The sequence below is a fragment of the Ruegeria sp. YKSD163 genome (assembly GCF_059612905.1).
In genome coordinates this window covers 1-22,270 of sequence record NZ_JBXWRM010000020.1, presented here as the reverse complement: position 1 = coordinate 22,270, position 22,270 = coordinate 1, and the positions used below count along the sequence as shown (strand labels likewise).

At 63.8% G+C, this 22,270-nt stretch carries 22 protein-coding genes; 10 read left to right on the top strand and 12 right to left on the bottom strand.

What is annotated here, in order from left to right:
• Nucleotides 1-35: 35 nt before the first annotated feature.
• Nucleotides 36-683: an aminotransferase class IV family protein gene (locus tag AC2FNA_RS20090; RefSeq protein WP_496829598.1), complete on the bottom strand. Its 648-nt coding sequence runs from the start codon at nucleotides 681-683 to the stop codon at nucleotides 36-38.
• A complete protein-coding gene (locus AC2FNA_RS20085; RefSeq protein ID WP_496829596.1) occupies nucleotides 638-1,759 on the bottom strand; it encodes an aminodeoxychorismate synthase component I in 1,122 nt (373 codons plus the stop codon). The genes AC2FNA_RS20090 and AC2FNA_RS20085 overlap by 46 nt, the downstream gene beginning before the upstream one ends.
• Nucleotides 1,760-1,953: 194 nt before the next feature.
• On the opposite strand from AC2FNA_RS20085, the gene carB reads away from it, so the two are divergent.
• Complete coding sequence (carB, locus tag AC2FNA_RS20080; protein ID WP_496829594.1) at nucleotides 1,954-5,307, top strand: carbamoyl-phosphate synthase large subunit; 3,354 nt, start codon at nucleotides 1,954-1,956, stop codon at nucleotides 5,305-5,307.
• 190 nt (nucleotides 5,308-5,497) lie between these two features.
• Nucleotides 5,498-5,908 carry a VOC family protein gene (locus AC2FNA_RS20075; RefSeq protein ID WP_496829592.1) on the top strand — a complete coding sequence of 137 codons (411 nt, stop codon included), beginning with the start codon at nucleotides 5,498-5,500 and terminating at the stop codon, nucleotides 5,906-5,908.
• A gap of 18 nt (nucleotides 5,909-5,926) precedes the next feature.
• On the opposite strand, the gene AC2FNA_RS20070 is transcribed toward AC2FNA_RS20075, so the two are convergent.
• Genes AC2FNA_RS20070 through AC2FNA_RS20060 form a run of 3 tightly spaced genes read right to left on the bottom strand, consistent with a single transcriptional unit; the run spans nucleotide 5,927 to nucleotide 10,472 of the window.
• Nucleotides 5,927-8,953, bottom strand: a complete 3,027-nt coding sequence (locus tag AC2FNA_RS20070; protein ID WP_496829590.1) for an efflux RND transporter permease subunit — start codon at nucleotides 8,951-8,953, stop codon at nucleotides 5,927-5,929.
• Between the two features lie 11 nt (nucleotides 8,954-8,964).
• Complete coding sequence (locus AC2FNA_RS20065; protein ID WP_496829588.1) at nucleotides 8,965-10,002, bottom strand: efflux RND transporter periplasmic adaptor subunit; 1,038 nt, start codon at nucleotides 10,000-10,002, stop codon at nucleotides 8,965-8,967.
• Complete coding sequence (locus AC2FNA_RS20060; protein WP_496829586.1) at nucleotides 9,999-10,472, bottom strand: MarR family winged helix-turn-helix transcriptional regulator; 474 nt, start codon at nucleotides 10,470-10,472, stop codon at nucleotides 9,999-10,001. The genes AC2FNA_RS20065 and AC2FNA_RS20060 overlap by 4 nt, the downstream gene beginning before the upstream one ends.
• Nucleotides 10,473-10,635: 163 nt before the next feature.
• Between AC2FNA_RS20060 and AC2FNA_RS20055 the strand changes: the two genes are divergently transcribed.
• On the top strand, nucleotides 10,636-11,763 hold the full coding sequence (locus AC2FNA_RS20055; RefSeq protein WP_496829584.1) for a beta-ketoacyl-ACP synthase III: 1,128 nt from the start codon (nucleotides 10,636-10,638) through the stop codon (nucleotides 11,761-11,763).
• Nucleotides 11,764-11,929: 166 nt separating this feature from the next.
• Complete coding sequence (locus AC2FNA_RS20050; protein ID WP_496829582.1) at nucleotides 11,930-12,559, top strand: MSMEG_1061 family FMN-dependent PPOX-type flavoprotein; 630 nt, start codon at nucleotides 11,930-11,932, stop codon at nucleotides 12,557-12,559.
• A gap of 179 nt (nucleotides 12,560-12,738) precedes the next feature.
• On the opposite strand, the gene AC2FNA_RS20045 is transcribed toward AC2FNA_RS20050, so the two are convergent.
• Nucleotides 12,739-13,203: a hypothetical protein gene (locus AC2FNA_RS20045; RefSeq protein ID WP_496829580.1), complete on the bottom strand. Its 465-nt coding sequence runs from the start codon at nucleotides 13,201-13,203 to the stop codon at nucleotides 12,739-12,741.
• A gap of 370 nt (nucleotides 13,204-13,573) precedes the next feature.
• Here AC2FNA_RS20045 and AC2FNA_RS20040 point away from each other — a divergent pair, with 370 nt between their 5' ends.
• Complete coding sequence (locus AC2FNA_RS20040; RefSeq protein WP_496829578.1) at nucleotides 13,574-14,170, top strand: thymidine kinase; 597 nt, start codon at nucleotides 13,574-13,576, stop codon at nucleotides 14,168-14,170.
• A 127-nt stretch (nucleotides 14,171-14,297) separates the two neighbouring features.
• On the opposite strand, the gene AC2FNA_RS20035 is transcribed toward AC2FNA_RS20040, so the two are convergent.
• The 5 genes from AC2FNA_RS20035 to AC2FNA_RS20015 form a co-directional block, all read right to left on the bottom strand.
• Nucleotides 14,298-15,251 carry a 2-hydroxyacid dehydrogenase gene (locus tag AC2FNA_RS20035; RefSeq protein WP_496829576.1) on the bottom strand — a complete coding sequence of 318 codons (954 nt, stop codon included), beginning with the start codon at nucleotides 15,249-15,251 and terminating at the stop codon, nucleotides 14,298-14,300.
• Nucleotides 15,251-15,589, bottom strand: a complete 339-nt coding sequence (locus AC2FNA_RS20030) for a tRNA-binding protein (protein WP_234139343.1) — start codon at nucleotides 15,587-15,589, stop codon at nucleotides 15,251-15,253. Before AC2FNA_RS20030 ends, AC2FNA_RS20035 begins: the two co-directional genes overlap by 1 nt.
• A complete protein-coding gene (gene proC, locus AC2FNA_RS20025) occupies nucleotides 15,582-16,397 on the bottom strand; it encodes a pyrroline-5-carboxylate reductase (protein ID WP_496829574.1) in 816 nt (271 codons plus the stop codon). Before proC ends, AC2FNA_RS20030 begins: the two co-directional genes overlap by 8 nt.
• A 39-nt stretch (nucleotides 16,398-16,436) precedes the next feature.
• A complete protein-coding gene (locus tag AC2FNA_RS20020; RefSeq protein ID WP_496829572.1) occupies nucleotides 16,437-16,937 on the bottom strand; it encodes a type III secretion system chaperone family protein in 501 nt (166 codons plus the stop codon).
• A gap of 321 nt (nucleotides 16,938-17,258) precedes the next feature.
• Complete coding sequence (locus AC2FNA_RS20015; RefSeq protein WP_011046658.1) at nucleotides 17,259-17,507, bottom strand: accessory factor UbiK family protein; 249 nt, start codon at nucleotides 17,505-17,507, stop codon at nucleotides 17,259-17,261.
• Nucleotides 17,508-17,603: 96 nt separating this feature from the next.
• Between AC2FNA_RS20015 and lgt the strand changes: the two genes are divergently transcribed.
• The 5 genes from lgt (at nucleotide 17,604) to AC2FNA_RS19990 (ending at nucleotide 21,848) form a co-directional block, all read left to right on the top strand.
• Nucleotides 17,604-18,491, top strand: a complete 888-nt coding sequence (gene lgt, locus AC2FNA_RS20010; protein WP_496829570.1) for a prolipoprotein diacylglyceryl transferase — start codon at nucleotides 17,604-17,606, stop codon at nucleotides 18,489-18,491.
• Nucleotides 18,488-19,555, top strand: a complete 1,068-nt coding sequence (locus tag AC2FNA_RS20005; RefSeq protein ID WP_496829568.1) for a class I SAM-dependent methyltransferase — start codon at nucleotides 18,488-18,490, stop codon at nucleotides 19,553-19,555. Before lgt ends, AC2FNA_RS20005 begins: the two co-directional genes overlap by 4 nt.
• Nucleotides 19,552-20,307: a peptidoglycan editing factor PgeF gene (gene pgeF / locus AC2FNA_RS20000; RefSeq protein WP_496829566.1), complete on the top strand. Its 756-nt coding sequence runs from the start codon at nucleotides 19,552-19,554 to the stop codon at nucleotides 20,305-20,307. Before AC2FNA_RS20005 ends, pgeF begins: the two co-directional genes overlap by 4 nt.
• Nucleotides 20,308-20,578: 271 nt before the next feature.
• Entirely contained in the window at nucleotides 20,579-20,719 is a 141-nt protein-coding gene (locus AC2FNA_RS19995) for a hypothetical protein (protein WP_234143166.1), read from the top strand.
• Nucleotides 20,720-21,062: 343 nt separating this feature from the next.
• Nucleotides 21,063-21,848 carry a Hint domain-containing protein gene (locus tag AC2FNA_RS19990; RefSeq protein WP_496829564.1) on the top strand — a complete coding sequence of 262 codons (786 nt, stop codon included), beginning with the start codon at nucleotides 21,063-21,065 and terminating at the stop codon, nucleotides 21,846-21,848.
• Between the two features lie 98 nt (nucleotides 21,849-21,946).
• Here the strand turns inward: AC2FNA_RS19990 and AC2FNA_RS19985 are convergent.
• Nucleotides 21,947-22,270, bottom strand: a 324-nt coding sequence (locus AC2FNA_RS19985; protein ID WP_496829562.1) for an Lrp/AsnC ligand binding domain-containing protein, incomplete at its 5' end; no start/stop codon positions are given.

The following is a 22,270-nucleotide window of genomic DNA, read 5'->3' as shown; positions in this document are numbered from 1 at the left end:
CCCCCGGAGTATTTTTGGCGAAATGAAGGGGGCTGTCACGTGTTCGAACAAAGGTGGGCGGGGATCAGCCCGCGCAGGGAGTTGCCGCAATACAGTGCGCTGGCATCGCACAGATCGGTCGGGGTCAGCGTGGCCTCGCGCACCTGACCGGTGGCAAGCAACTCCGCGCGCAGGATACCGGGCAGCAAGCCGTCGGCAAGCGGGGGTGTCAGCAGATCGTCCTGGATGGCGGCAAAGACAGTGGTGATTGTGCCCTCGCAAAGCTGTCCCGCCCGATTGAGGAACAGCCACTCGTCCATGCCAGCAGGCAGCATGGCGCGGGCACGGTCATACAGCGCGCGCCTTGTGGTCTTGTGGCGGAGCCAGGGATCATCTGCGTCGAGCCGTTCGGGATGGATCGCGACACGCCAGAGCGGCGCGGCCGCGGCAAGCGGGGCGGTTTCCAGCGCCAACACGCCCTTGGGATCGAGGGTCAGGCGGCAGCGGAGCGGCGCCGGGCCGCAGATCTGGTCCAGCAGGTGCTGCGCCTTGGTCTGATCAAACCGCATCCTGAGGGCGGCGGCGGACCGGGCCATGCGCGCCAGATGCAGCGCGGCACGGCGCGGCCCCTCGTCCGGGTGCCAGCCCAGCGTCTCGATCAGGCGAAAGCCGGGATCATCTGGCGGGCAAAGCGGGCCTTCCATAGCGCCTCCTCGTATTCCGAGCGGGCGGTGCTGTCCCAGACCACGCCGCCGCCGACATTGAGCGTGGCGCGCGCGCCATCGACCAGCAACGTGCGGATCGCCACGTTGAATTCGCAGGCGCCATCGGGCGCCGCCCAGCCGATGGTGCCGCAATAGATGTCGCGCGGCCAGGGTTCAAGGCGCGCCAAGGTTTCCATCGCGCGGATCTTGGGCGCGCCGGTGATCGAGCCGCAGGGAAACAGCGCCCGCAGGATATCCGAAAGTGCCACATCGTCCCGCAACCGAGCGGCGACGCGCGACACCATCTGATGCACCGTGGCATAGGTCTCGATCTGGAACAGTTCGGGCACATGAACCGAACCGGGCAGTGCCACCCGGCTGATATCGTTGCGCAACAGATCGACGATCATTAGGTTCTCGGCGCGGTTCTTGGCATCGCGCGCCAGCCAGGCGCGGCGGCGGGCATCCTCGACCGGATCGTCGCTGCGCGGCTGGGTGCCCTTCATAGGGCGGGTCTCGATCCAGCCTTCGGGGTCGATGCGAAAGAACAGCTCGGGTGAGCGACAGAGGATATCGGGCAGCCCGTCCTGCGTCACCAGCACGCCATGTCCGACCGGTTGGCGCGCAGCAAGCGCGGCATAAAGCGCAGGCGCGGCGCCATGAAGACGCAGATCGACCGGAAAGGTCAGGTTGGCCTGATAGAACTCTCCCGCGCCGATGGCGCGGTGCACATGGTCAAAGGCCGCACCATAGCGCGCGCTGTCCCAGCGGGGGGCGAAATCGTCGATCCCGCCGCCGGGGGTCGGCAGCGGCAGCACCTTTGGCCCGTCATAGACGCCGAAACACAGAAGCGGCAGCCGCCGCCCTTCGGGCATCAGCCGGGTCAGGCGCGGTTCCAGCGCATAGCCCAGCTCGTAACTGGCATAGCCCGCCAGCCAAGCGCCATCCGCCCGCGCCACATCCAGATCGGCCAGCGCCGCGGGCACCTGCGCGGCGGTATCGGCCCGGATCACCCTTACCGGGCGGTCGAAGCCGGTTCCGGCCCCGGCAGGCCCCTGATCGAAACGAAGCTGCATCTGGGTCCGCTCCCCCTGCCAATTGGCGTGCCGCTGGGGTATAGAGATTTCGTGTACGGGCGAAAGAGCAGAAAGCGGCAAATTCACGCCGCTTTCCGATCCCTCTTGCACCTTTCCCCGAGGCGCCTATAACGCACGACAATTTGGGCGCTGGGCGGGCGCTCGTGACTCGCAAAAAATCAAAGGGGCCAGCCATGCCGAAGAGAACCGACATCCAGTCGATCATGATCATTGGAGCCGGGCCGATTGTCATCGGGCAGGCCTGTGAATTCGACTATTCCGGCGCGCAGGCCTGCAAGGCGCTACGCGAAGAGGGGTATCGGGTGATCCTGGTGAACTCGAACCCGGCGACGATCATGACCGATCCGGGCCTGGCCGATGCCACCTATATCGAACCAATCACGCCCGAGGTGGTCGCCAAGATCATCGAGAAAGAGCGCCCCGACGCGCTGTTGCCCACCATGGGCGGGCAGACCGGTCTCAACACCTCGCTGGCGCTCGAAGAAATGGGCGTGCTGGAGAAGTTCGGGGTCGAGATGATCGGCGCCAAGCGCCATGCCATCGAAATGGCCGAAGATCGCAAGCTGTTCCGCGAGGCGATGGACCGGATCGGACTGGAAAACCCCAAGGCGACCATCGTGTCGGCCCCCAAGAACGACAAGGGCAAGTATGACATCCGCGCGGGCCTGGCCCAAGCGATGGACGCGCTCGAGGAAATCGGCCTGCCCGCGATCATTCGCCCCGCCTTCACTCTGGGCGGCACCGGCGGCGGCGTGGCCTATAACCGCGACGATTACGAGCATTTCTGCCGCTCCGGCCTCGAAGCCTCGCCTGTGGCGCAGATCCTGATCGACGAGAGCCTGTTGGGCTGGAAGGAATACGAGATGGAGGTTGTCCGCGACAAGGCGGACAACGCGATCATCGTCTGTTCCATCGAAAACGTCGATCCGATGGGCGTCCACACCGGCGACTCGATCACCGTGGCCCCGGCGCTGACGCTGACCGACAAGGAATACCAGATCATGCGCAACGGCTCCATCGCCGTGCTGCGCGAGATCGGGGTGGAAACCGGCGGCTCGAACGTGCAATGGGCGGTGAACCCGGATGACGGCCGCATGGTGGTGATCGAGATGAACCCGCGGGTATCGCGCTCGTCCGCACTGGCCTCCAAGGCGACCGGTTTCCCGATTGCCAAGATCGCGGCCAAGCTGGCGGTGGGCTATACGCTCGACGAACTGGACAATGACATCACCAAGGTGACACCGGCCAGCTTTGAGCCGACCATCGACTATGTCGTCACCAAGATCCCGAAATTCGCCTTCGAGAAATTCCCTGGATCGGAACCCTATCTGACCACCGCGATGAAATCGGTGGGCGAGGCGATGTCGATCGGCCGCACCATCCACGAATCGATGCAAAAGGCTCTGGCCTCGATGGAATCGGGCCTGACCGGCTTTGACGAGGTCACCATTCCCGGCCTCTCCGTCGGCCTCTGGGATGCGGTCGAAGGCGCAGACGACAAGGCGCATGTGATCAAGGCGATCAGCCGCCAGACCCCCGACCGGCTGCGCACCATCGCCCAGGCGATGCGGCACGGGCTGTCGGATGATGAGATCTTTGGCGTCACCAAATTCGACCCCTGGTTCCTCGCCCGGATCCGCGAGATCGTCGAAGAGGAACGCGCCCTGCGCAAGACCGGCCTGCCCACCAACGAGGAAGGCCTGCGCGCGCTCAAGATGCTGGGCTTCACCGATGCGCGCCTCGGCCAGCTGACCGGCCGCGACGAGGACAACGTACGCCGCGCCCGCCACAACCTGGGCGTTACCGCCGTGTTCAAGCGGATCGACACCTGCGCCGCCGAATTCGAGGCGCAGACCCCCTATATGTACTCGACCTACGAAGCCCCGATGATGGGCGAGGTGGAATGCGAGGCGCGCCCCAGTGACCGCAAAAAGGTGGTCATCCTGGGCGGCGGTCCCAACCGGATCGGCCAGGGGATCGAGTTCGACTATTGCTGCTGCCACGCCTGTTTCGCGCTGACCGATGCGGGCTATGAAACCATCATGGTCAACTGCAACCCGGAAACCGTGTCGACCGACTATGACACCTCGGACCGGCTCTATTTCGAACCGCTGACCTTTGAACATGTGATGGAAATCCTGCGGGTCGAGCAACAGAACGGCACCCTGCACGGCGTCATCGTGCAGTTCGGCGGCCAGACCCCGCTGAAACTGGCCAATGCGCTGGAACAGGCCGGCATCCCGATCCTGGGCACCACGCCCGACGCCATCGACCTGGCCGAGGACCGCGAGCGCTTCCAGGATCTGGTCAACCGGCTGGGCCTGAAACAGCCCAAGAACGGCATTGCCTCGACAGATGCCCAGGCACTGGCCATCGCCGAGGATATCGGCTTCCCGCTGGTGATCCGCCCCTCTTACGTGCTGGGGGGCCGCGCCATGGAGATCGTGCGCGACATGGATCAGCTGCGCCGCTACATCGCCGAGGCGGTGGTGGTCTCGGGCGACAGCCCGGTGCTGCTCGACAGCTACCTGTCGGGCGCGGTGGAACTCGACGTGGACGCGCTCTGCGATGGCGAGGCGGTGCATGTGGCCGGCATCATGCAGCATATCGAAGAGGCGGGCGTACACTCCGGCGACAGCGCCTGTTCGCTGCCACCCTATTCGCTCTCGCCCGAGATCATCGAGCAGATCAAGGACCAGACCAACAAACTGGCCCGTGCCCTGAACGTGGTCGGCCTGATGAACGTGCAATTCGCGATCAAGGACGACGAGATCTACCTGATCGAGGTCAACCCTCGCGCCAGCCGCACCGTGCCCTTCGTGGCCAAGGCCACGGACTCTGCCATCGCTTCCATCGCCGCGCGGGTGATGGCGGGCGAAAAGCTCAGCGCCTTCCCGATGCGCCCCCCCTACAAAGAGGGTGACGATACCAAGATCGCCGACCAGATGACGCTGGCCGACCCCAACATGCCCTGGTTCTCGGTCAAGGAAGCGGTGCTGCCCTTCGCCCGCTTCCCCGGCGTCGACACTATCCTTGGCCCCGAAATGCGCTCCACTGGCGAGGTGATGGGCTGGGACCGCTCCTTTGCCCGCGCCTTCCTCAAGGCGCAGATGGGCGCGGGCATGGTGCTGCCCAGCGAAGGCCGTGCCTTCATCTCGATCAAGGACGCCGACAAGGGCGCCGCCATGCTCGAGGCCGCGCAGGTGCTGGTGGATCAGGGTTTCACCCTGGTTGCCACGCGCGGAACGCAAAGCTGGCTGGAGGGCCACGGCGTGCCCTGCGAGGTGGTGAACAAGGTCTATGAGGGCCGCCCCGACGTGGTCGACATGCTGAAGGACGGGCAGGTGCATCTGGTGATGAACACCACCGAAGGCGCCCAGGCCGTCAGTGACAGCAAGGCCATCCGCTCCATCGCGCTGTATGACAAGATCCCCTATTTCACCACCGCCGCCGGCAGCAACGCCGCCGCCTTGGCGATCAAGGCGCAGGCCGAGGGGGATATCGAGGTGCGCAGCCTTCAGGGCTGACACCCCAAGACCGGGAGGAACCGGCAAAAACCCGGTCCCTCCTGCTTCTTTCTGGTCGAAAATACTCCCAGGGGGTCCGGGGGACGGCGTCCCCCGGCCTTGCACTCTCAGGTACGACCTAAGTCTTTCAGGCTTTCGCCCGGGCCAGAGACCACGCATGATCGCGCAACCGATCCCTGCGAGGCACCCCATGAACATCTATACCACCTTCGGCACCAACGACCTGGCCCGCGCGGTCCGGTTCTATGACGCGGTCTTTACCGTGCTGGATCAGCCCCGCCTGCCCGACTGGCCCGAAAGCTGGGCCGGCTGGGGCCAGGATTATGACAATGGCACCGGCTTCTGGGTCTGCGCGCCGTTCGATGGCTCGCCCGCCAGCACCGGCAATGGCACCATGGTCGGTTTCCCCGCCCGCGACGCGGCGCAGGTGCGCGCCTTTCATGCCTCAGGCCTCGCCCATGGCGGCACCGATGCGGGCGCGCCGGGCACCCGGCCCTATTACGGGCCGGATTTTTACGTGGCCTATCTGCGCGATCCGGATGGCAACAAGATCTCCTGCTTTCACTATCACTACGACGCGGCGACGGACGCGGGCGTTTGACGCCCGCGCCTGCATCTCTCAGGCCCGCGCCTCGCGACTGAAGAACAGGTCATAGAACACCGGCGCCGCGATCAGGGTCAGCACGGTGGCGAATGCCAGCCCGCCCATGATCGTCACCGCCATCGAGACAAAGAACGCATCCCACAACAGCGGCGCCATGCCCAGAATGGTGGTGATAGCGGCCAGCATGACGGGCCGGATCCGCGATACCGAGGCCTCGACAATCGCCTCGCGCAGCGGCTTGCCCTCGGCCCGGACCAGGTCGATCTCCTCGACCAGCACGATACCGTTCTTGATCAGCATCCCCGACAGGCTGAGCAGACCCAGAAGCGCGGTAAAGGTGAACGGCAGCCCGGTCCCCAACAGGCCGATCACCACCCCGTTCACCGACATCGGCACCAAGAGCCAGATGATCACCGGCTGCCGGATCGCGTTGAACAAGAGGATCGAGATCAGCACCATGATCAACAGGCTCAGCGGCAGTTGCTGGCCCAGGCTCGCCTGCGCCTTGGCCGAATCCTCGAACTCGCCACCCCATTCCATCCGGTAACCTGGAAGCAAGTCGATCGCCTCGATGACCGGGCGCACCTCGGCATGCACCTGTGCGGCGGTCAGATCGGCGGGAATGTCGGCACCCACGGTCACCGTCAGCAGTCGGTCGCGCCGATGCACCAGCGTGTTGACCGCCTCGTATTCGAACCCGTCCACCATCTGTTCGGCCGGCACGAATTTCTCGGACAGCGGTGAATAGACCACCTGATCGACGATGGAATAGGGGCCATCGGCAGGGCGGCGAACGATAATCGGGATCAGCCGGTCACGCTCGCGCAGTACCCCGCTGGTGATGCCATCGGTGGAAAACCGCAGCATGTCGGCGATATCGTCGCGGCTGACGCCCGCGATCTGCGCCCGCTCGGTGGCATAGATGGGGCGCAGCGCCAGTTCCTGCTCGTGCCAATTCGACCGCACACCGGTGATATCGCCCGAGGCCGCGCGCATCTCGCCCATCGCAGTTTCGGCCAGTTGCCGCAGCACCGCCGGATCGGGCCCCGAGAACCGCACCTGGATCGGGTCGCCGCCTCCGGGGCCAAAGACCAGCCGCCTGGTGCGGAACTCGCCCTCGGGGAAGGTGGCGGTGCCAAACGCCTCCAGATCGGCCTGAAGCGCGGGGATGTCCTCGATGCTCGCCGTCCGCACGATCATATGCCCGTAAGACGGGTTCGGCTTTTCCGCCGCATAGGTCAGCATGAACCGCGTCGCGCCTTGCCCGGCGAATGTAGTATAGGCCACCACGTCCGAACGCTTGGCCAGCCAGGCTTCGACCTCGGCCAGATCACCGGCAGTGGTCTCGATGGGCGTGCCCTGCGGCAGTTTGTAATGCACGAAGAACAGCGGCGTGTTCGAATTGGGAAAGAATTGTTGCTTCATCAGGCCAAAGCCCGCGAAACAGGCCGCCGTCACCGCGACCAGCCCCACCACCACCAGCCAGCGCAGCCGCAACGCGGCCCTGAGAGTGGCGGCATAGGCGCGAAACAGCGGCCCGCCATAGGCGTCGGCGGCATCCGCATGCCCCTGCTTGAAGAAGTAATGCCCCAAAAGCGGCGTCACCGTCAGCGCCAGCACCCAGCTCAAGAGCAGCGAAATGCCGATCACGGCAAAGAGCGAGAACAGGAACTCCCCCGTCGCATCGGGGCTGAGCCCGATCCCGGCAAAGGCCATGATCCCGATCACGGTGGCCCCCAACAGCGGGATCTGCGTCTTGCCCGCCGCCTCGTCGGCGGCCGCGCGCGAGGGCTTGCCGCGCAGCATGGCGATCTGCATCCCCTCGGCCACCACGATGGCATTATCCACCAGCATCCCCATGGCGATGATCAGCGCACCAAGCGAGATACGCTCCATCTCGATGGAAAACAGCGCCATGAAAAGAAGCGTGCCGACCACGGTCAAGAGCAGGGTCGCCCCCACCACTACCGCCGCGCGCCAGCCCATGAAGAGCGCCAGCACCGCCACCACGATGGCCACCGACATGGCCAGGTTGACGAGGAAAGCGTTGCTTGCCTCCTCGACCACCACATGCTGCTGATAGATCGGCTCCAGCGTGACACCGGCGGGGATATCGCCGTCCAGTTCCGCCAGACGGGCATCGACCCGTTGGCCGACCTCGACGATGTTCTCGGTCGCCAGTCCCGCGATGCCCAGCGTGAACGCCTCACCCCCGTTATGGCGGATGATCAGGTCCGGGTCGGCTTGCCGCCCCCGATGCACCTGCGCCATGTCGAACAGGTTGATGACCTTGCCCTGGACGCCCACCGACAGCCCTGCGATGGCATCCACACTGTCCGAGCCTTCGGGCCGCAGGATCGCGGTCTTGCCGTCCCCGTTGCGCAGGGTGCCCGCGTCGCGCACGGAATCGGCGGTGGCAATGGCATTGGCAATCGCCTGTACCGGTACGTTCTGGTTGACCGACAGCGCCAGATCGGGTTCGACGAAAATCGCCTCGTCGGGCAGCCCGGCCACCTCGACCCCTGCCACACCGGGCACCGCCAGTAGTTCGCGTCGCAGCCAGGTGGCCAGTTCGTGCTGTTCGGCGTCGGTGTATCCGGGCGCGGTCACCGCATAGAACAGGCCATAGACATCGCCGAAACTGTCATCGACAAAAGGCGCGCTGACCCCGTCAGGCAGGGCGCGCGCGGCATCGCTGACACGGGCGCGCAGCTTGGTCCAGATCGCGGGCAGCTCATCGCCGTCATAGGTCGATTTAATCTCGACCTCGATCAGCGATTGGCCCGGCTGGTTGACCGAGGTGATGGTGTCCACCTCGTCCATCTTCTGGATCGCCGATTCCAGCGGCTCGGAGACCTCCAGCGCTACCTGTTCGGCGGTAGCACCGGGGTACTGCGTGGCGATGACCGCCTGTTTGATGGTAAAGGCCGGGTCTTCCAGCCGGCCCAGCGTGGCAAAGCCCCAGATGCCGCCAACCAGCGAAATCAGGATGATGAGCCAGGTGTAAAGCGGCTTTTCAATCGACAGGCGCGCGATGTTCATGACCCGGCCCTTCAGTTGCCAAAGCCGGTGAACCGGCGCACCGCTTGCCCGTCGTTCAGGCTGGCACCGCCGACACTGACGATCTCCTCGCCCTGGGCCAGCCCCGACAGCACCCGCACAAACCCATCCGGCAGCGGCGCGATCTCGACCGCCTGCCGCCGCACCGTGCCCGCATCGGCGCCTGCGGGCTCAAAGATCATCACGCCAGGACCGCCGCCCGCATCGGCGATGATCGCCGAGGGCGGCACCGCGATGCCCGGCTCGCCATCCCGCACCCGCACATTTACCGTCACCGACGAGCCGGGAAAGACGTTCAGATCGGGCGGCGGGGTAAAGCCGAAATTGATGCGGAAGGTCTGGCCCACACTGGATGTCTCGGCATCGAACTCGCGGATCTGCAGCGGAAACACCCGGTCCGAGGCCGGGAATGTCGCGGTGATGGTCACATCCTCGGGCTCGCCCGCGCGCTGGAACAGGATCTCGGGCACGTCCACCTCGATCCTCAACTCCGACATGTCATGGATGCGCGCCACCGGCGTCCCCGCCGCCACGGTGGTAAAGGCCGCCACGTTGCGGCGCGAGATCAGCGCATCGAAGGGTGCTGTAAGCGTCGCATGTTCCAGCGCATATTCCGCGTCGCGCAGAGCAATGGCCGCAAGCTGCGCATTGGTTTCCGCATCGTCCAGCGACACCTGGCTGACCGTTGTCCCCTTGAGTCGGCTTAACCGCGCCACCGTCCGATCAGCCTGCTCCTTTTGCAGACGGGCGCGGTCCAGTTGCAGCTCGAACGGCTCCAGATCCAGCTGCGCGATCAAACTGCCCTTGGGCAGCAGCCCGCCTTCGTTCACCGGAAACTCGACGATCTGCCCCGCCACCTGAAAGGCCAGATCGACCGTGCGCCGCGCCGCCACCTGACCAAAGAACTGGCGCGAGAACCCGGGCGCGGCCTCGCTCACCACCATCAACTTGACCGGCTTGGCGGGCATATCCGCCGCCAAGGGGGCCGCGGCAAGGCTCAGCAGGGCCCCCAGCGCAAAAAGAAATCTCATGTCTTGAACCCTTCGGATAGTCCGGTTTCCAGGATGGTCAGGCGGATCTTGCGTGCCAGCCGCGCAAACTCCTCGGTCTCGCAGGCATCCAGCCCCGACACCTCGTGAAACAGCGCGCCCGCATCGGCGACAAACTCGGCGCGCAGCGCGCGGCCCTTGGGCGTCAGCTCCAACAGCCAGGCGCGGCGGTCGTCCGGGTCGCGGCTGCGGCTCAGATAGCCCGCGCGCTCCAGCGAATCCGCCGTGGCGGTAATGGTCGAGGGCAGCGCCAGCATCTCGCGCGCCAGTACCCCCATGCGCATCGGCGCATCAAGCTTGATCAGCATATGGGCCTCGGAACGGCTGAGACCGGTTTCGGCAACCTCGGCGGCAATCACCTCCTCCAGCTTCCAGTAAAGCGCATAGACCCCCATCATCGCCTCGATCTCGGGCGGAAAGGTCTTTGATGGAGGAGAATCGTGGTCAGACATCGGACAGCCCCTGTTTGCCCTGCGATATACTTCAAAATATGAACCATTCAATATGTGAAGAGTGATTTCTCCCGATTGTCCACTTTCCCTCGGGTCATCCACTCTTGATCGGTCGCGCTATCGCCTGCATTTTGAGCAAATCCCAGATTTCAAGGAATCCGCCATGTTCAGACCCGCCATCACCGGCACCGGAGTCTTTACGCCGCCAAATGTCATCACCAATGCCGAACTGGTCACGGCCTTCAACGCCTATGCCGACCGGATGAATGCCGAGAATGCCCCAGCCATCGCCGCGGGCGAGATGGAACCGATGCAGCACTCCTCGGAAGAGTTCATCGTCAAGGCCAGCGGCATCGAGAACCGCTATGTGATGGACAAGACCGGCGTTCTGGATCCAACGGTGATGCATCCCCTGCTGCGCCAGCGCGGTGATGACGAACCGGGCATCATGACCGAAATGGCGGTGGATGCGGCGAAAAAGGCGCTGGCCCAGGCGAGCAAGACCGCCGCCGATGTCGACGCGGTGATCTGCGCAGCCTCGAACCTGGAGCGCGCCTATCCGGCGGTTGCGATCGAGATCCAGCAGGCGCTGGGGATCGAAGGGTTCGCATTCGACATGAACGTGGCCTGTTCCTCGGCCACCTTCGGCATCCAAGCCGCCGCCGACATGATCCGCTCGGGCTCGATCCGCTCGGCACTGGTGGTCAATCCCGAGATCTGTTCGGCCCACCTCGAATGGCGCGACCGCGATTGCCATTTCATCTTTGGTGACGTGGCCACCGCCACCCTGATCGAACGGATCGAAGACGCCAAGGGCCCGCATTTCGAGATCCTCTCGACCCGCTGCGCCACCCAGTTCTCCAACAACATCCGCAACAACAACGGTTTCCTGCGCCGTTCGCGTCCCGACGGGATGAAAGACCGCCGCGATATGCAGTTCATGCAGAACGGCCGCAAGGTGTTCAAGGAAGTGCTGCCGATGGTCAGCCAGCATATCGCCGATCACATGGCCGCCGAGGGCGTGGCCAATACCGATCTGAAACGGCTGTGGCTGCATCAAGCCAACAAAACGATGAACGATTTCATCGGCAAGAAGGTGCTGGGCCGCGAGCCGGAGCCGGGCGAACAGCCCAACATCCTGCAGGACTATGCCAACACCTCATCCGCCGGGTCGATCATCGCCTTTTCACAGAACTCCGACGATCTGGCCGAAGGCGATCTGGGCCTGATCTGCTCCTTCGGCGCGGGGTACTCCGTGGGCTCGGTCATCCTACGGCGCCATATGTCCTGAATTGAGCCCGCTATCTGGGCGGCTAGCTGCAAAAATTACGGGACCTCGGCGCCGACCGACCGTGGTTGTGCGACTTGTATAGCCTGGCAACCAAAAGCGTGCTCCTCGGTTGTGTGGTTCAATACCCTGTTCTATGGTTTGATCCATACAACTCAAGGAATGGACGATGTTGCAGGTCGACGAAGAAATTACCGATATCAAACGACTTCGCGAGCTTCTTCCCGAGTTCAAAGGCTCCAACTCAGCTCTGAAGGTGACCGACCGTATTAATCCCGTCGCAAAGAGATTTATAGCTTTATCCCCTTTTGTGGTCGTCGCGACCAAAGCTTCCCAGGGATTGATCGACGTCTCTCCAAAGGGGGATCCGGCGGGTTTCGTAGAAGTGTTCGACGAAAAAACGTTGATTATTCCCGACCGGCTTGGCAACCATCGCGTAGATGGGTTTGCGAATGTTTTGACCGACCCGAATGTTGGTCTCATCTTTGTCGTGCCAGGACATGGCGACACTCTGCGTGTGGCCGGCAAAGCCCGTATCGTGAAAGATCAGAAGATCAGCGACCGCCTATCCGTCAATGACAAACCCCCGACGCTTGCCATGGTCGTGGATGTGGAAGAAGTCTTCATGCATTGTTCCAAGTCATTTATGCGCTCGCGCCTTTGGCATCCAGATCATTGGCCAGCACGCGGAACCGCGCCCACGCTTGCGGAATGGGTGGTCGGAACTATCGATAGGGAACAAACGGTCGAAGACGTTCAGGCCATTCATACGAACGACGAAAACACTCGGCTTTATTGAACAATTTTTCGATCGCTTGACCCTGCTTGGCCTCGAGCAGGCCCTGTACGCTCTCTTCAACTCTGGCCTAGAAACAATGGATCATAGACAATCAAGGCATTGACCGCGGGACCGGGCCAGCCGATGACGCGGCCAGCGCGCCATCATGCTCTGTACTGCGCGCCTGAATGCATCCGGTCTCAGTTAGTGCTTTCCTCTTCCAGATGCAGTTTCATGTCGATCAGCACCTGCTGCAACTGCACCGTTTCCTTCAACAGCCGTTTGGCCTCGTTTACGGTGATGATCCCATCCTCGATCGCGGTCTGGTATTCGGTCATCAGCATCGCAAATCTCTGGCTCAGCGCGATCACGTCGGCATTGACGCCGCCGCTGCGCGTCTCGCTGTCACTGTTGCGCCCGTCATAGCTGAGCGTGATGTTCTTGAGTTCCGCCAGCGCAGAGGTGACATGCGGATAGCTGGACGCGCCCTCAAGCCGCGCGACCGCATCCACCGGGATGAACCGGTCGGCATGCTCAGCATTATCCGAATAATACCGGCCTAAGGTCGCCTTGGACTTTCCAGTCAGCGCGCAGGCCGCCTCGATGCCCACATCCTTGACCAAAGCCTCGGTATGTTTTTTCAGATATGCCCCAATGTCGGCCATATTCACCCTTTCCTGAACCGCTTTTTCCGCCCCATTGTTTTTGTCGGGGAAACGGATCGAGTTTTTCCCATGAATCCGTTCTAAGTCAAATGTCATACCTTGGCTATCCCTCAGGTTTTCAGGGATTTGAACGAGTTGCCGGTAATAGGTCTGCCGGTTTTACCAGGTTTCGGAGAGTATTATTCGCGATCTCCGACCACGCTGCCACAACCGTGGCAAGGGGCACCGCAACCGGAACGATCCACGTCCATCCCCAGAGGTTCGCCTCGGACAGATCGGACCGGGGGCGGTGCAACCAAAGTCCCGCAACGACGTAAATGACCGCTCGGGCCTGCTTGCCGCGCCACCGCCAAGTGATTAGACCGGCCTCATGGCCAAGCTCTACTTCAACTACTCCACCATGAATGCCGGCAAGTCGACCGTACTCTTGCAGGCGTCGCACAACTATCGCGAACGGGGCATGCAGACCTATCTGCTGACCGCCGCCATCGACGGGCGCGCAGGCGCCGGGCGGATCGCCAGTCGGATCGGTATCGCGGCAGAGGCCGATGTCTTTACCCCCCGGGACGATGTGTTCGCAATGATCCGCGACAGGCTTGCCGATGGACCGGTGGCCTGCGTCTTTGTCGACGAGGCGCAATTCCTCAGCCCCGAACAAGTGTGGCAACTGGCGCGTGCGGTGGACGATCTGGACGTGCCGGTGCTGGCCTATGGTTTACGGGTCGATTTCCAGGGCAAGTTGTTTCCGGGCTCAGCCGCGCTGCTGGCGCTGGCCGACGAGATGCGCGAGGTGCGCACGATCTGCAAATGCGGCCGCAAGGCGACAATGGTGATCCGCCAGGACGCTTCGGGCCGGGCGATCACCGAAGGCGCGCAAGTGCAGATCGGCGGCAACGAGACCTATATCTCGCTCTGCCGAAAGCATTGGCGCGAGGCAACCGGAGACTCCGGCCACACCACCCTTTGATCAGGACAGGGGGCGCGTCTGTCGCAACCGCAGCGCGGCCGCAGGCCGCGCTGCCGGGCCCAACCAGAGGCGGCCCGTCCGCGAGGACGTATCAACGGCGGGCGGGACGGACCCGTTCCTCGAAATTTCAGCCCACCGGGTTGGGCAGATCGCGCCCAGCGGCAAAGGCTGCCACATTGTCCAGCGCCATATGCCCCATGCTGCTGCGCACCTCTTCCGTGGCGGTGCCCAGATGCGGCAATAGCGTCACCTGCTCCATCGCGCACAGCGCCTCGGGCACCTGCGGCTCGAACTCGTAGACGTCGAACCCTGCCCCCGCAATCTGGCCCATCGAGAGCGCGGCAATCAGCGCCGCCTCGTTCACCACCTCGCCCCGGGCGATGTTGACCAGAATGCCCGAAGGTTTCATCGCGGCCAGCACATCGGCGTCGATCAGGTGCCGTGTCTCGGCCCCGCCGGGCACCGCCACCACCAGGAAATCGACCGCCCCAGCCAGCGCCGCGAGGCTAACCAACCGCGTTGCCGGGAAATCCAAGTCCTTGGCGCTGCGCGCCACATAGGACACTTGCATACCGAACCCGAAATGACAGCGCCGGGCGATGGCCTGTCCGATCCGCCCCAGCCCGACGATGCCCACATGTTTGCCGGTCACGTGATGGCCCAGCATCTGGGTCGGGTGCCAACCCTCCCAGCGACCCGAACGGACCAGCCGCTCGCCCTCGCCCGCGCGGCGCGCGGTCATCAGCAACAGCGTCATCGCGATATCCGCCGTCGCATCGGTCACCGCGCCCGGTGTGTTGGTCACCGCCACCCCTGCGCCACGCGCCGCCGCCACGTCGATATGGTTGTACCCCACGCCGAAATTGGCCAGAAGCCGGCAGCGCGGCTCTGGCACCTGGTCAAAGACGCTTGCGCTGAACATGTCGCCCAAGGTGGTCATGACGATGTCGAACTCGCGCAGGGCGCGCAGCATCTCATCCTCGGTCAAGGGCGTGGTACTGGCGCGGATCTCGACGTCGAACTCGGCTCGGGCGCGGGCCTCGACGGCGGCGGTCATCGGCCGTGCAATCAAGAGTTTCATCAGTGCATCCTGCCGCCCAGCGGCACCTTGCCGTCAGGGCCGATCAGCACGATCTCGCCCTGCTCGTCAGGCAGGCCCAACACCAGAACCTCGGACATGAACTTGCCGATCTGGCGCGGGGGGAAGTTCACCACCGCCATCACTTGTTTACCCACCAATGTCGCCGGGTCGTAATGCGCGGTGATCTGGGCCGAGGTCTTGCGCTCGCCGATCTCGGGGCCAAAGTCGATCCACATTTTGATGGCGGGCTTGCGCGCCTCGGGGAAGGCTTCGGCGCGGATCACCTCGCCCACGCGGATATCGACCTTGAGGAAGTCGTCAAAGGAAATCTCAGCCACGGGACAGCTCCCTGGATCGGTTGGTTGCGGCGGCGACAGCGCGGTTGAGCAGGCCTGGGAAGCCAGTCTCGGGCTCCATCAGCACCTCAAGCGCCGCCTGAGTGGTGCCATTGGGCGAGGTCACGTTGACGCGCAGCTGCGCGGGGTCTTCCTCGGCCGCCTCGGCCAGGGCGCCTGCGCCTGCGACGGTGACCTTGGCCAGCTGCATCGCCAGATCGGCGGGTAGGCCCTGGGCGGTGCCGGCGGCGGCCAAAGTCTCGATCAGGTGAAACACATAGGCCGGACCCGAGCCGCTGACGCCGGTGACGGCATCCATCTGCTCCTCGCGCTCCAGCCGCACGGTCTGGCCCACCGCCTTGAGCAGCGCCTCGGCCAGGTCGAGATCAGCGGCAGAGGCACGGGCGTTGCCGATCAGCGCGGTGATCCCGCGCCCGATGGCGGCAGGCGTGTTGGGCATGGCGCGCACGATGGGCGTGTCGCCCCCGAGGATATCTTCGTAGGTGGCGATCGAGGTTCCGGCAGCGACCGAGACAAAGAGCGTGGTGCCGTTGCCCAGCGCCTGCATCTGCGGCAGCGCATCGCCCATCATCTGCGGCTTGACCGCGATCAGGACGATGGCCGGATCAACGGGCAGCTCGGCGTTCACATGCACGCCCTGCGCCTTGACCCAATCCGACGGATAGGGGTCGATCACCCAGACCGAGCCCGCGGGCAGCCCGCCGTCGAGCCAACCGGCGAGCATCGCCGATCCCATCTTGCCACAGCCCAGCAATACCAGCCCGCGGCGCGCGATATCAGACATGTCCACGATATGCCCCTCTCCTGTCATCCGGTTCGGGGCACAGGTTTAAGCCCGGCCATAAGCCTCTGCAATGGCGACCTGCATCGCGTCGGCGGGGCTGCGGTTGCCCCAGACCATCAGCTGAATCGCCGGGTAATAGCGCTCGGCGCTCAACACGGCGGCACCGATCATCGTGTCGATCTGCTCGGCACTCGCCACCTGACCGCCCGCCAGCACGAGGCCATAGCGATAGACCATCAGGTTCTGCGCCGCCCAATAGGTGAATGTCCCGGCCCAGCACTGATCGTTCATCGCGTTGATCAACTCGTAAAGCTGCGGCAGCTTCTCCGATGGCGGCTCCATCTCGAAGGTACAGATCAGGCGCAGCGTCTCGTCATAGCCCGACCAGGCCAGCGTCAGCGAATAGGTCCGCCACTGTCCTTCGACCGCCATGGCGATCTGGTCATCGCCAATCCGGTCGAAATCCCAATCATGGTGTTCGGCCAGATGTTCGACAATGTCGATAGGATGGATGTCGTCTTCCAGGAACTGCTCGGAAAGGGCCATGCTGCCACCTCACTGATGTCTAGCTGCAAGGGGCTGTCAGCGCCCCCAGCGCTAGTCGCCTTTTCTACAGACCGGGTGATTTCCCTGCGTCCATACTAGATATGGTGGAGGCTAACGACCAATCTGGCAACCGGAAATTTGGGGATAAACCCACATTATTTGGGGACAGCTCCGACAAGTTGTGGGAAACGCGGCACGCAGCGCAAAATATTGGCAGCCGCTGACAGGTTCTGCTTGCGATCCGGTCGGCCCTGCTCAGAATACGCAAGGCCGCCAGGGTGGACCCCACCCTGGCGGCCTTGTTTTTCCCGGAACGGGGCTTCAGTCCTTCAGACGCGCCTCAAGCGCCGCGATCCGCGCGGCCAGCGCCTCGTTCTCTTCGCGCGCTTTCTGCGCCATGGCGCGGACGGCGTCGAATTCCTCGCGCGTGACAAAGTCGCGGTCGGCCAGCCAGCGGTCGATCAGCGATTTCATCGCGGTCTCGGCCTCGTCCCGCGCGCCCTGGGCCACGCCCATCGCGTTGGTCATCAGCTGGGAAATGTCGTCCAGTATCTTGTTGCGGGTCTGCATCTGTCTTCTCCGTGTCGAAGTTGCCCCCTATATGGGCAACAAAGGGGCAAGGCTCAAGGTTGACTTCTGCCGCAGGCCCCGGGCATTGAGGCGCATATGCAGGCAGTACTGAATTTTCCCGACCTTTCACCCGAATTGTTCTCGATCTCGCTGTTCGGGATGGAGCTCGCGCTGCGCTGGTATGCACTTGCCTATATCGCCGGGATCATCATCGCCTGGCGGCTGGCGGTGTTGGCGACCCGGCGCGCGACGCTCTGGCCCACAAACACCCCGCCGATGGCGCCCGCACAGATCGAGGATCTGCTGACCTGGATCATTCTTGGCGTCATCCTGGGGGGGCGGCTGGGTTTTGTCCTGTTCTATCAACCCGCCTATTACCTGGCCAATCCGGCCGAGATACTGATGGTCTGGCAAGGCGGCATGGCCTTTCATGGCGGCCTTCTGGGCGTGGTGATCGCGGCATGGCTCTATTCGCTGCGCCACAACATCCCGAAACTGAGCCTGGCCGACCTGATCACCCATACGGTGCCGCCGGGCCTGCTGCTGGGGCGGCTGGCAAACTTCATCAATGCCGAGCTGTGGGGGCGTCCCTCGGACCTGCCTTGGGCGGTGATCTTTCCGGGGCAGGCGGCGCAAGACTGTCCGGGCATCGTAGATCTTTGCGCCCGTCACCCTTCGCAGCTTTACGAGGCTGCGCTCGAAGGGCTGCTGCTAGGCGCGCTGCTGTTGTGGCTGGTCTGGCGGCGCGGGGCGCTGAAACGGCCGGGTCTGATCACCGGTGTGTTTCTGGCAGGCTATGGTCTGTCGCGCTTCGTGGTCGAGTTCTTTCGGCAGCCCGACGCGCAATTCGTCACCCCCGGCAACCCGCTGGGCCTGGCCTGGCAGTTGGGTGACTACGGGCTGACCATGGGCCAGCTGCTGTCGCTGCCGATGATCGCACTGGGGCTGTGGTTCGTACTTCGCGCCCGCGCGGTACCGGCATGAGCCTGACCGGCCTGCTGCTGGAACGGATCGCCCTTCAGGGTCCGCTCAGCCTGGCTGATTACATGGCCGACTGTCTCCTGCATCCCGAATACGGATATTACACCACCCGCGATCCGCTGGGCGCGGCGGGCGATTTCACCACCGCCCCCGAGATCAGCCAGATGTTTGGCGAGCTGATCGGGCTGGCGCTGGCCCAGGCCTGGATCGATCAGGGGCGGCCCGCACCCTTTACCCTGGCCGAGCTTGGGCCCGGGCGCGGCACGCTTATGGCCGATGCGCTGCGCGCGACCCGCGCACTGCCCGGTTTCCATGCCGCGGCACAGGTCTGGCTGGTCGAGGCCTCACCGGTGCTGCGCGCGGCGCAGGCGAAATCGCTGGCCGGGTACGACCCGCATTGGTGCGACACGGTCGACGCCCTGCCCGCACAGCCGCTGTTTCTGATCGCCAACGAATTTTTCGATGCGCTCCCCATTCGCCAGTTCCTGCGCGCGGGCGCGGGCTGGCGCGAGCGTCTGGTTGGCGCGCGCAATGGCGCCCTGTGTTGGGGGCTGGGCGCCGAAGCGCCGCAGCCGGCGCTGACGCATCGGCTGGAGGATACCCGCGAGGGTGACATGGTCGAACTTTGCCCCGGCGCCGCCCCCATTCTCAGCGAACTGGCCAGCCGCATCGCCACCCATGGCGGCGCCGCGCTGATCGTGGATTACGGCGACTGGCGTTCGCTGGGCGATACCGTTCAAGCATTGCGCGGCCATGCCTCTGCCGATCCGCTGGCGGATCCCGGTCAGGCCGATCTGACCGCCCATGTGGATTTTGAACAGCTGGCGGTGGCTGCCCGCGCCACCGGATGTGCCCATAGCCGCCTGAGCACTCAGGGCATGTTTCTGGAACGTCTGGGCATCGCTCAAAGAGCGCAGGCGCTGGCGCAGCAAGCGGACGAGTTTATACTGGATCAGTTGATTGCCGCACATCGCCGGTTGACGCATCCCGAGGAAATGGGAAACCTGTTCAAGGTGCTGGGCCTCTATCCCGCCGACGCCACCCCGCCACCCGGATTGGAATCATGACGCTGGAAATCCTGACCGCCGACAATCTGTCCTTTGTCCGCCACGGGTTCTTTACCCGCAGGGGCGGCGCGTCCTCAGGCGTGTTCGCCGGGCTGAACTGCGGCAACGGATCGAGCGACCAGACCGAAATCGTCGCATTGAACCGCACACGCGTGGCTCAGGCGATGGAGGTCGAAAGCGACGCCCTGATTGGTGTGCACCAGGTGCATTCCCCTAACGTTGTGACCATCAGCGGGCCGCTGGAGGCCAAGCCCCGTGCCGATGCGATCGTGACTGCGACGCCCGGTCTGGCGCTGTCGGTCCTGACCGCCGATTGCCAGCCGGTGCTGTTTGCCGATCCCGACGCCGGGGTGATCGGCGCCGCCCATGCCGGGTGGCGCGGCGCCCGCGATGGGGTGCTTGAGGCAACGCTCGACGCGATGGAGGCGCTGGGGGCCACCCGCGCCGGAACCATCGCCGTCATTGGCCCGTCGATCTCGCAGCGCGCCTATGAAGTCGGCCCGGAGTTTGTGGAAGATTTCCTGGCCGAAGACCCGGGCAACAGTCGGTTCTTCGCCAATGGCGCCGACGACCGGATGCTGTTCGACCTGCCCGCCTACGGGCTGCACAGGTTGCGCGCGGCGGGCTGCGGCCACGCGGAATGGACCCGTCATTGCACCTATTCAGATCCAGATCGTTTCTATTCCTATCGGCGAGCGACCCACGCGGGCGAAGCCGATTACGGGCGGCTGATCTCTGTCATCCGGCTTTGAGACCGGTCACGAGCCGAACGACAGCCCGGTTCTGCCACATTCTGGCCGCACCCTGCGCAGCCTCTGGTTGCACCCGAAACTTGCCCGATTTTTTCCCGATATTTGTGAGCCGCTTACGCGATTTCCCGGCGCAATTTACCGCTGGTTAAGCAATGTCGGAATGTCGCTCATTTTCCAAGGAACCGCCGCAGACCTGCCCCAAACAGCTGGCAATTAAAACAGTAACAGGAACGTGACGCCGTCAAGTCGGCACCCAAGCAGGAGATGAACCATGACCCAGACCCGCTTTGTCAAATCGGTGATCGCAACCGCCGCGAAGACCGAAGTTCAAATGCCCTGGGCGCGTGGTGCGCGCCGCACGGCGATGATCGCCCGCCGCAATGCCCCACATATCAAGGTGAAATCGGCCTGAAGGTTTTTGATTAGTCGCGGAGGGCCTCTTGCTGCCTCTCCGGGGACCCGGGTCCGGATGCTGCCCCTGACGGACCCGGCACAAGAGCCCGCCCCGCCTGATCGCGGGGCGGGACTTGGGGGCAAAGTAATGAGTGTGGGCGTTTGAGCGCCCATTTGGAAACAGTTCTGAGGGGAACGCTGCATTAGTCACGGAAACCAGGTTTTCCTGTCGCTTTTTTTGACAATTTGAACCGTTTCGCAGCATGTTTCTACCGATTCAGATAAGGACATCTTGTCCGTCTGACGTCGTCGGTGGGGGCCGACGCAGATGCGACCCGAAGTAGGAAAGGGCCGATATCGCCATGTCTATCCCCCATTCGCTCGCCCGGGCGGCGCGAAATGCTGTCCATACCAGCCCGCTATTACAGGATCCGGCTGCATTGCGCGGCCCGCAGCCGCGCCCACAGATGCGCCGCTACGAGGTCAGTACCCTTCTTGAAAACGGCAATGTCGTGCAGACGCGCCATATCGCCCCGGCGCTGCCGCTGTTCGAGGATGCCTTTTGCGCCTTTTCGCGCGGTTCTCTCATCGACACCGATTGCGGCCCGATGGCGATCGAAGACCTGTTGCCCGGTGACCGGGTCATCACTCAGGACGGATCGGCCCAGGAAGTGGTCTGGAAAGGCTCGACCGTGATCGTGCCTGGCCGCGTTTCGGCCACCGGTCGTGACTATCGGCTGACCCGGATCATGGCCGATGCGTTTGGCATGCAGCGCCCAATGTCCGGCGTCATCGCCGGCCCGTCGGCCCGTCTGCTGGCGACACCGGGCCACCTGCGGGCATTGGCGGGTGATCAACCCATGCTGACCCCGGCCCAGCATTTCGTCGATGGCATGGGGATCATCGAAACCGCCCCCCCGACCCCGGTCGAGGTGTTTCACATCTGCCTGCGACGCCATGCGGTCATCAATGTCGACGGGTTGCAGTTCGAAACCTATCATCCCGGCGTTCAGGCCGTGCGCGTGCTTAGCCAGGCGATCCGGTCTCTCTATTTGAACCTGTTCCACCACATTGACCAATTGACCGATTTCGGCCCGCAGGCATTTCCGCGCGCGGGTGAAGGTGAAATCGACGCGATCCCAGCCTGAGGAAAGGACAATGGGCTTATTGATTTTCTGGAGTTTGTGCTGCGTGGCGACAATTTTTTTGCCGCCGATGTCCGGGCTGAACCACCCCCCCGATGGGATCAGGCTGTCCGGCTCAACCGCTCTTCGAGCACGTCGAAGGGAACGCCCGGCTCGTCCTTCGCCCCGCGAATGACCAGCGAGGTCTTGACGCTGGCCACGTTCGGCGTGGTCAGCAGCTGACCGGTCAGAAAGCTCTGAAAACTGCTCAGATCGGGGGCCACGCATTTCAGCATGAAATCGACCTCGCCGTTCAGCATGTGGCATTCACGCACAAGCGGCCACTCGCGGCAGCGCGCCTCAAACGCGCTCAGCTCTACCTCGGCCTGACTTTCCAGCCCCACCATGGCAAAGACCTGCACCTCGAACCCCAGTTCGCGGGCATT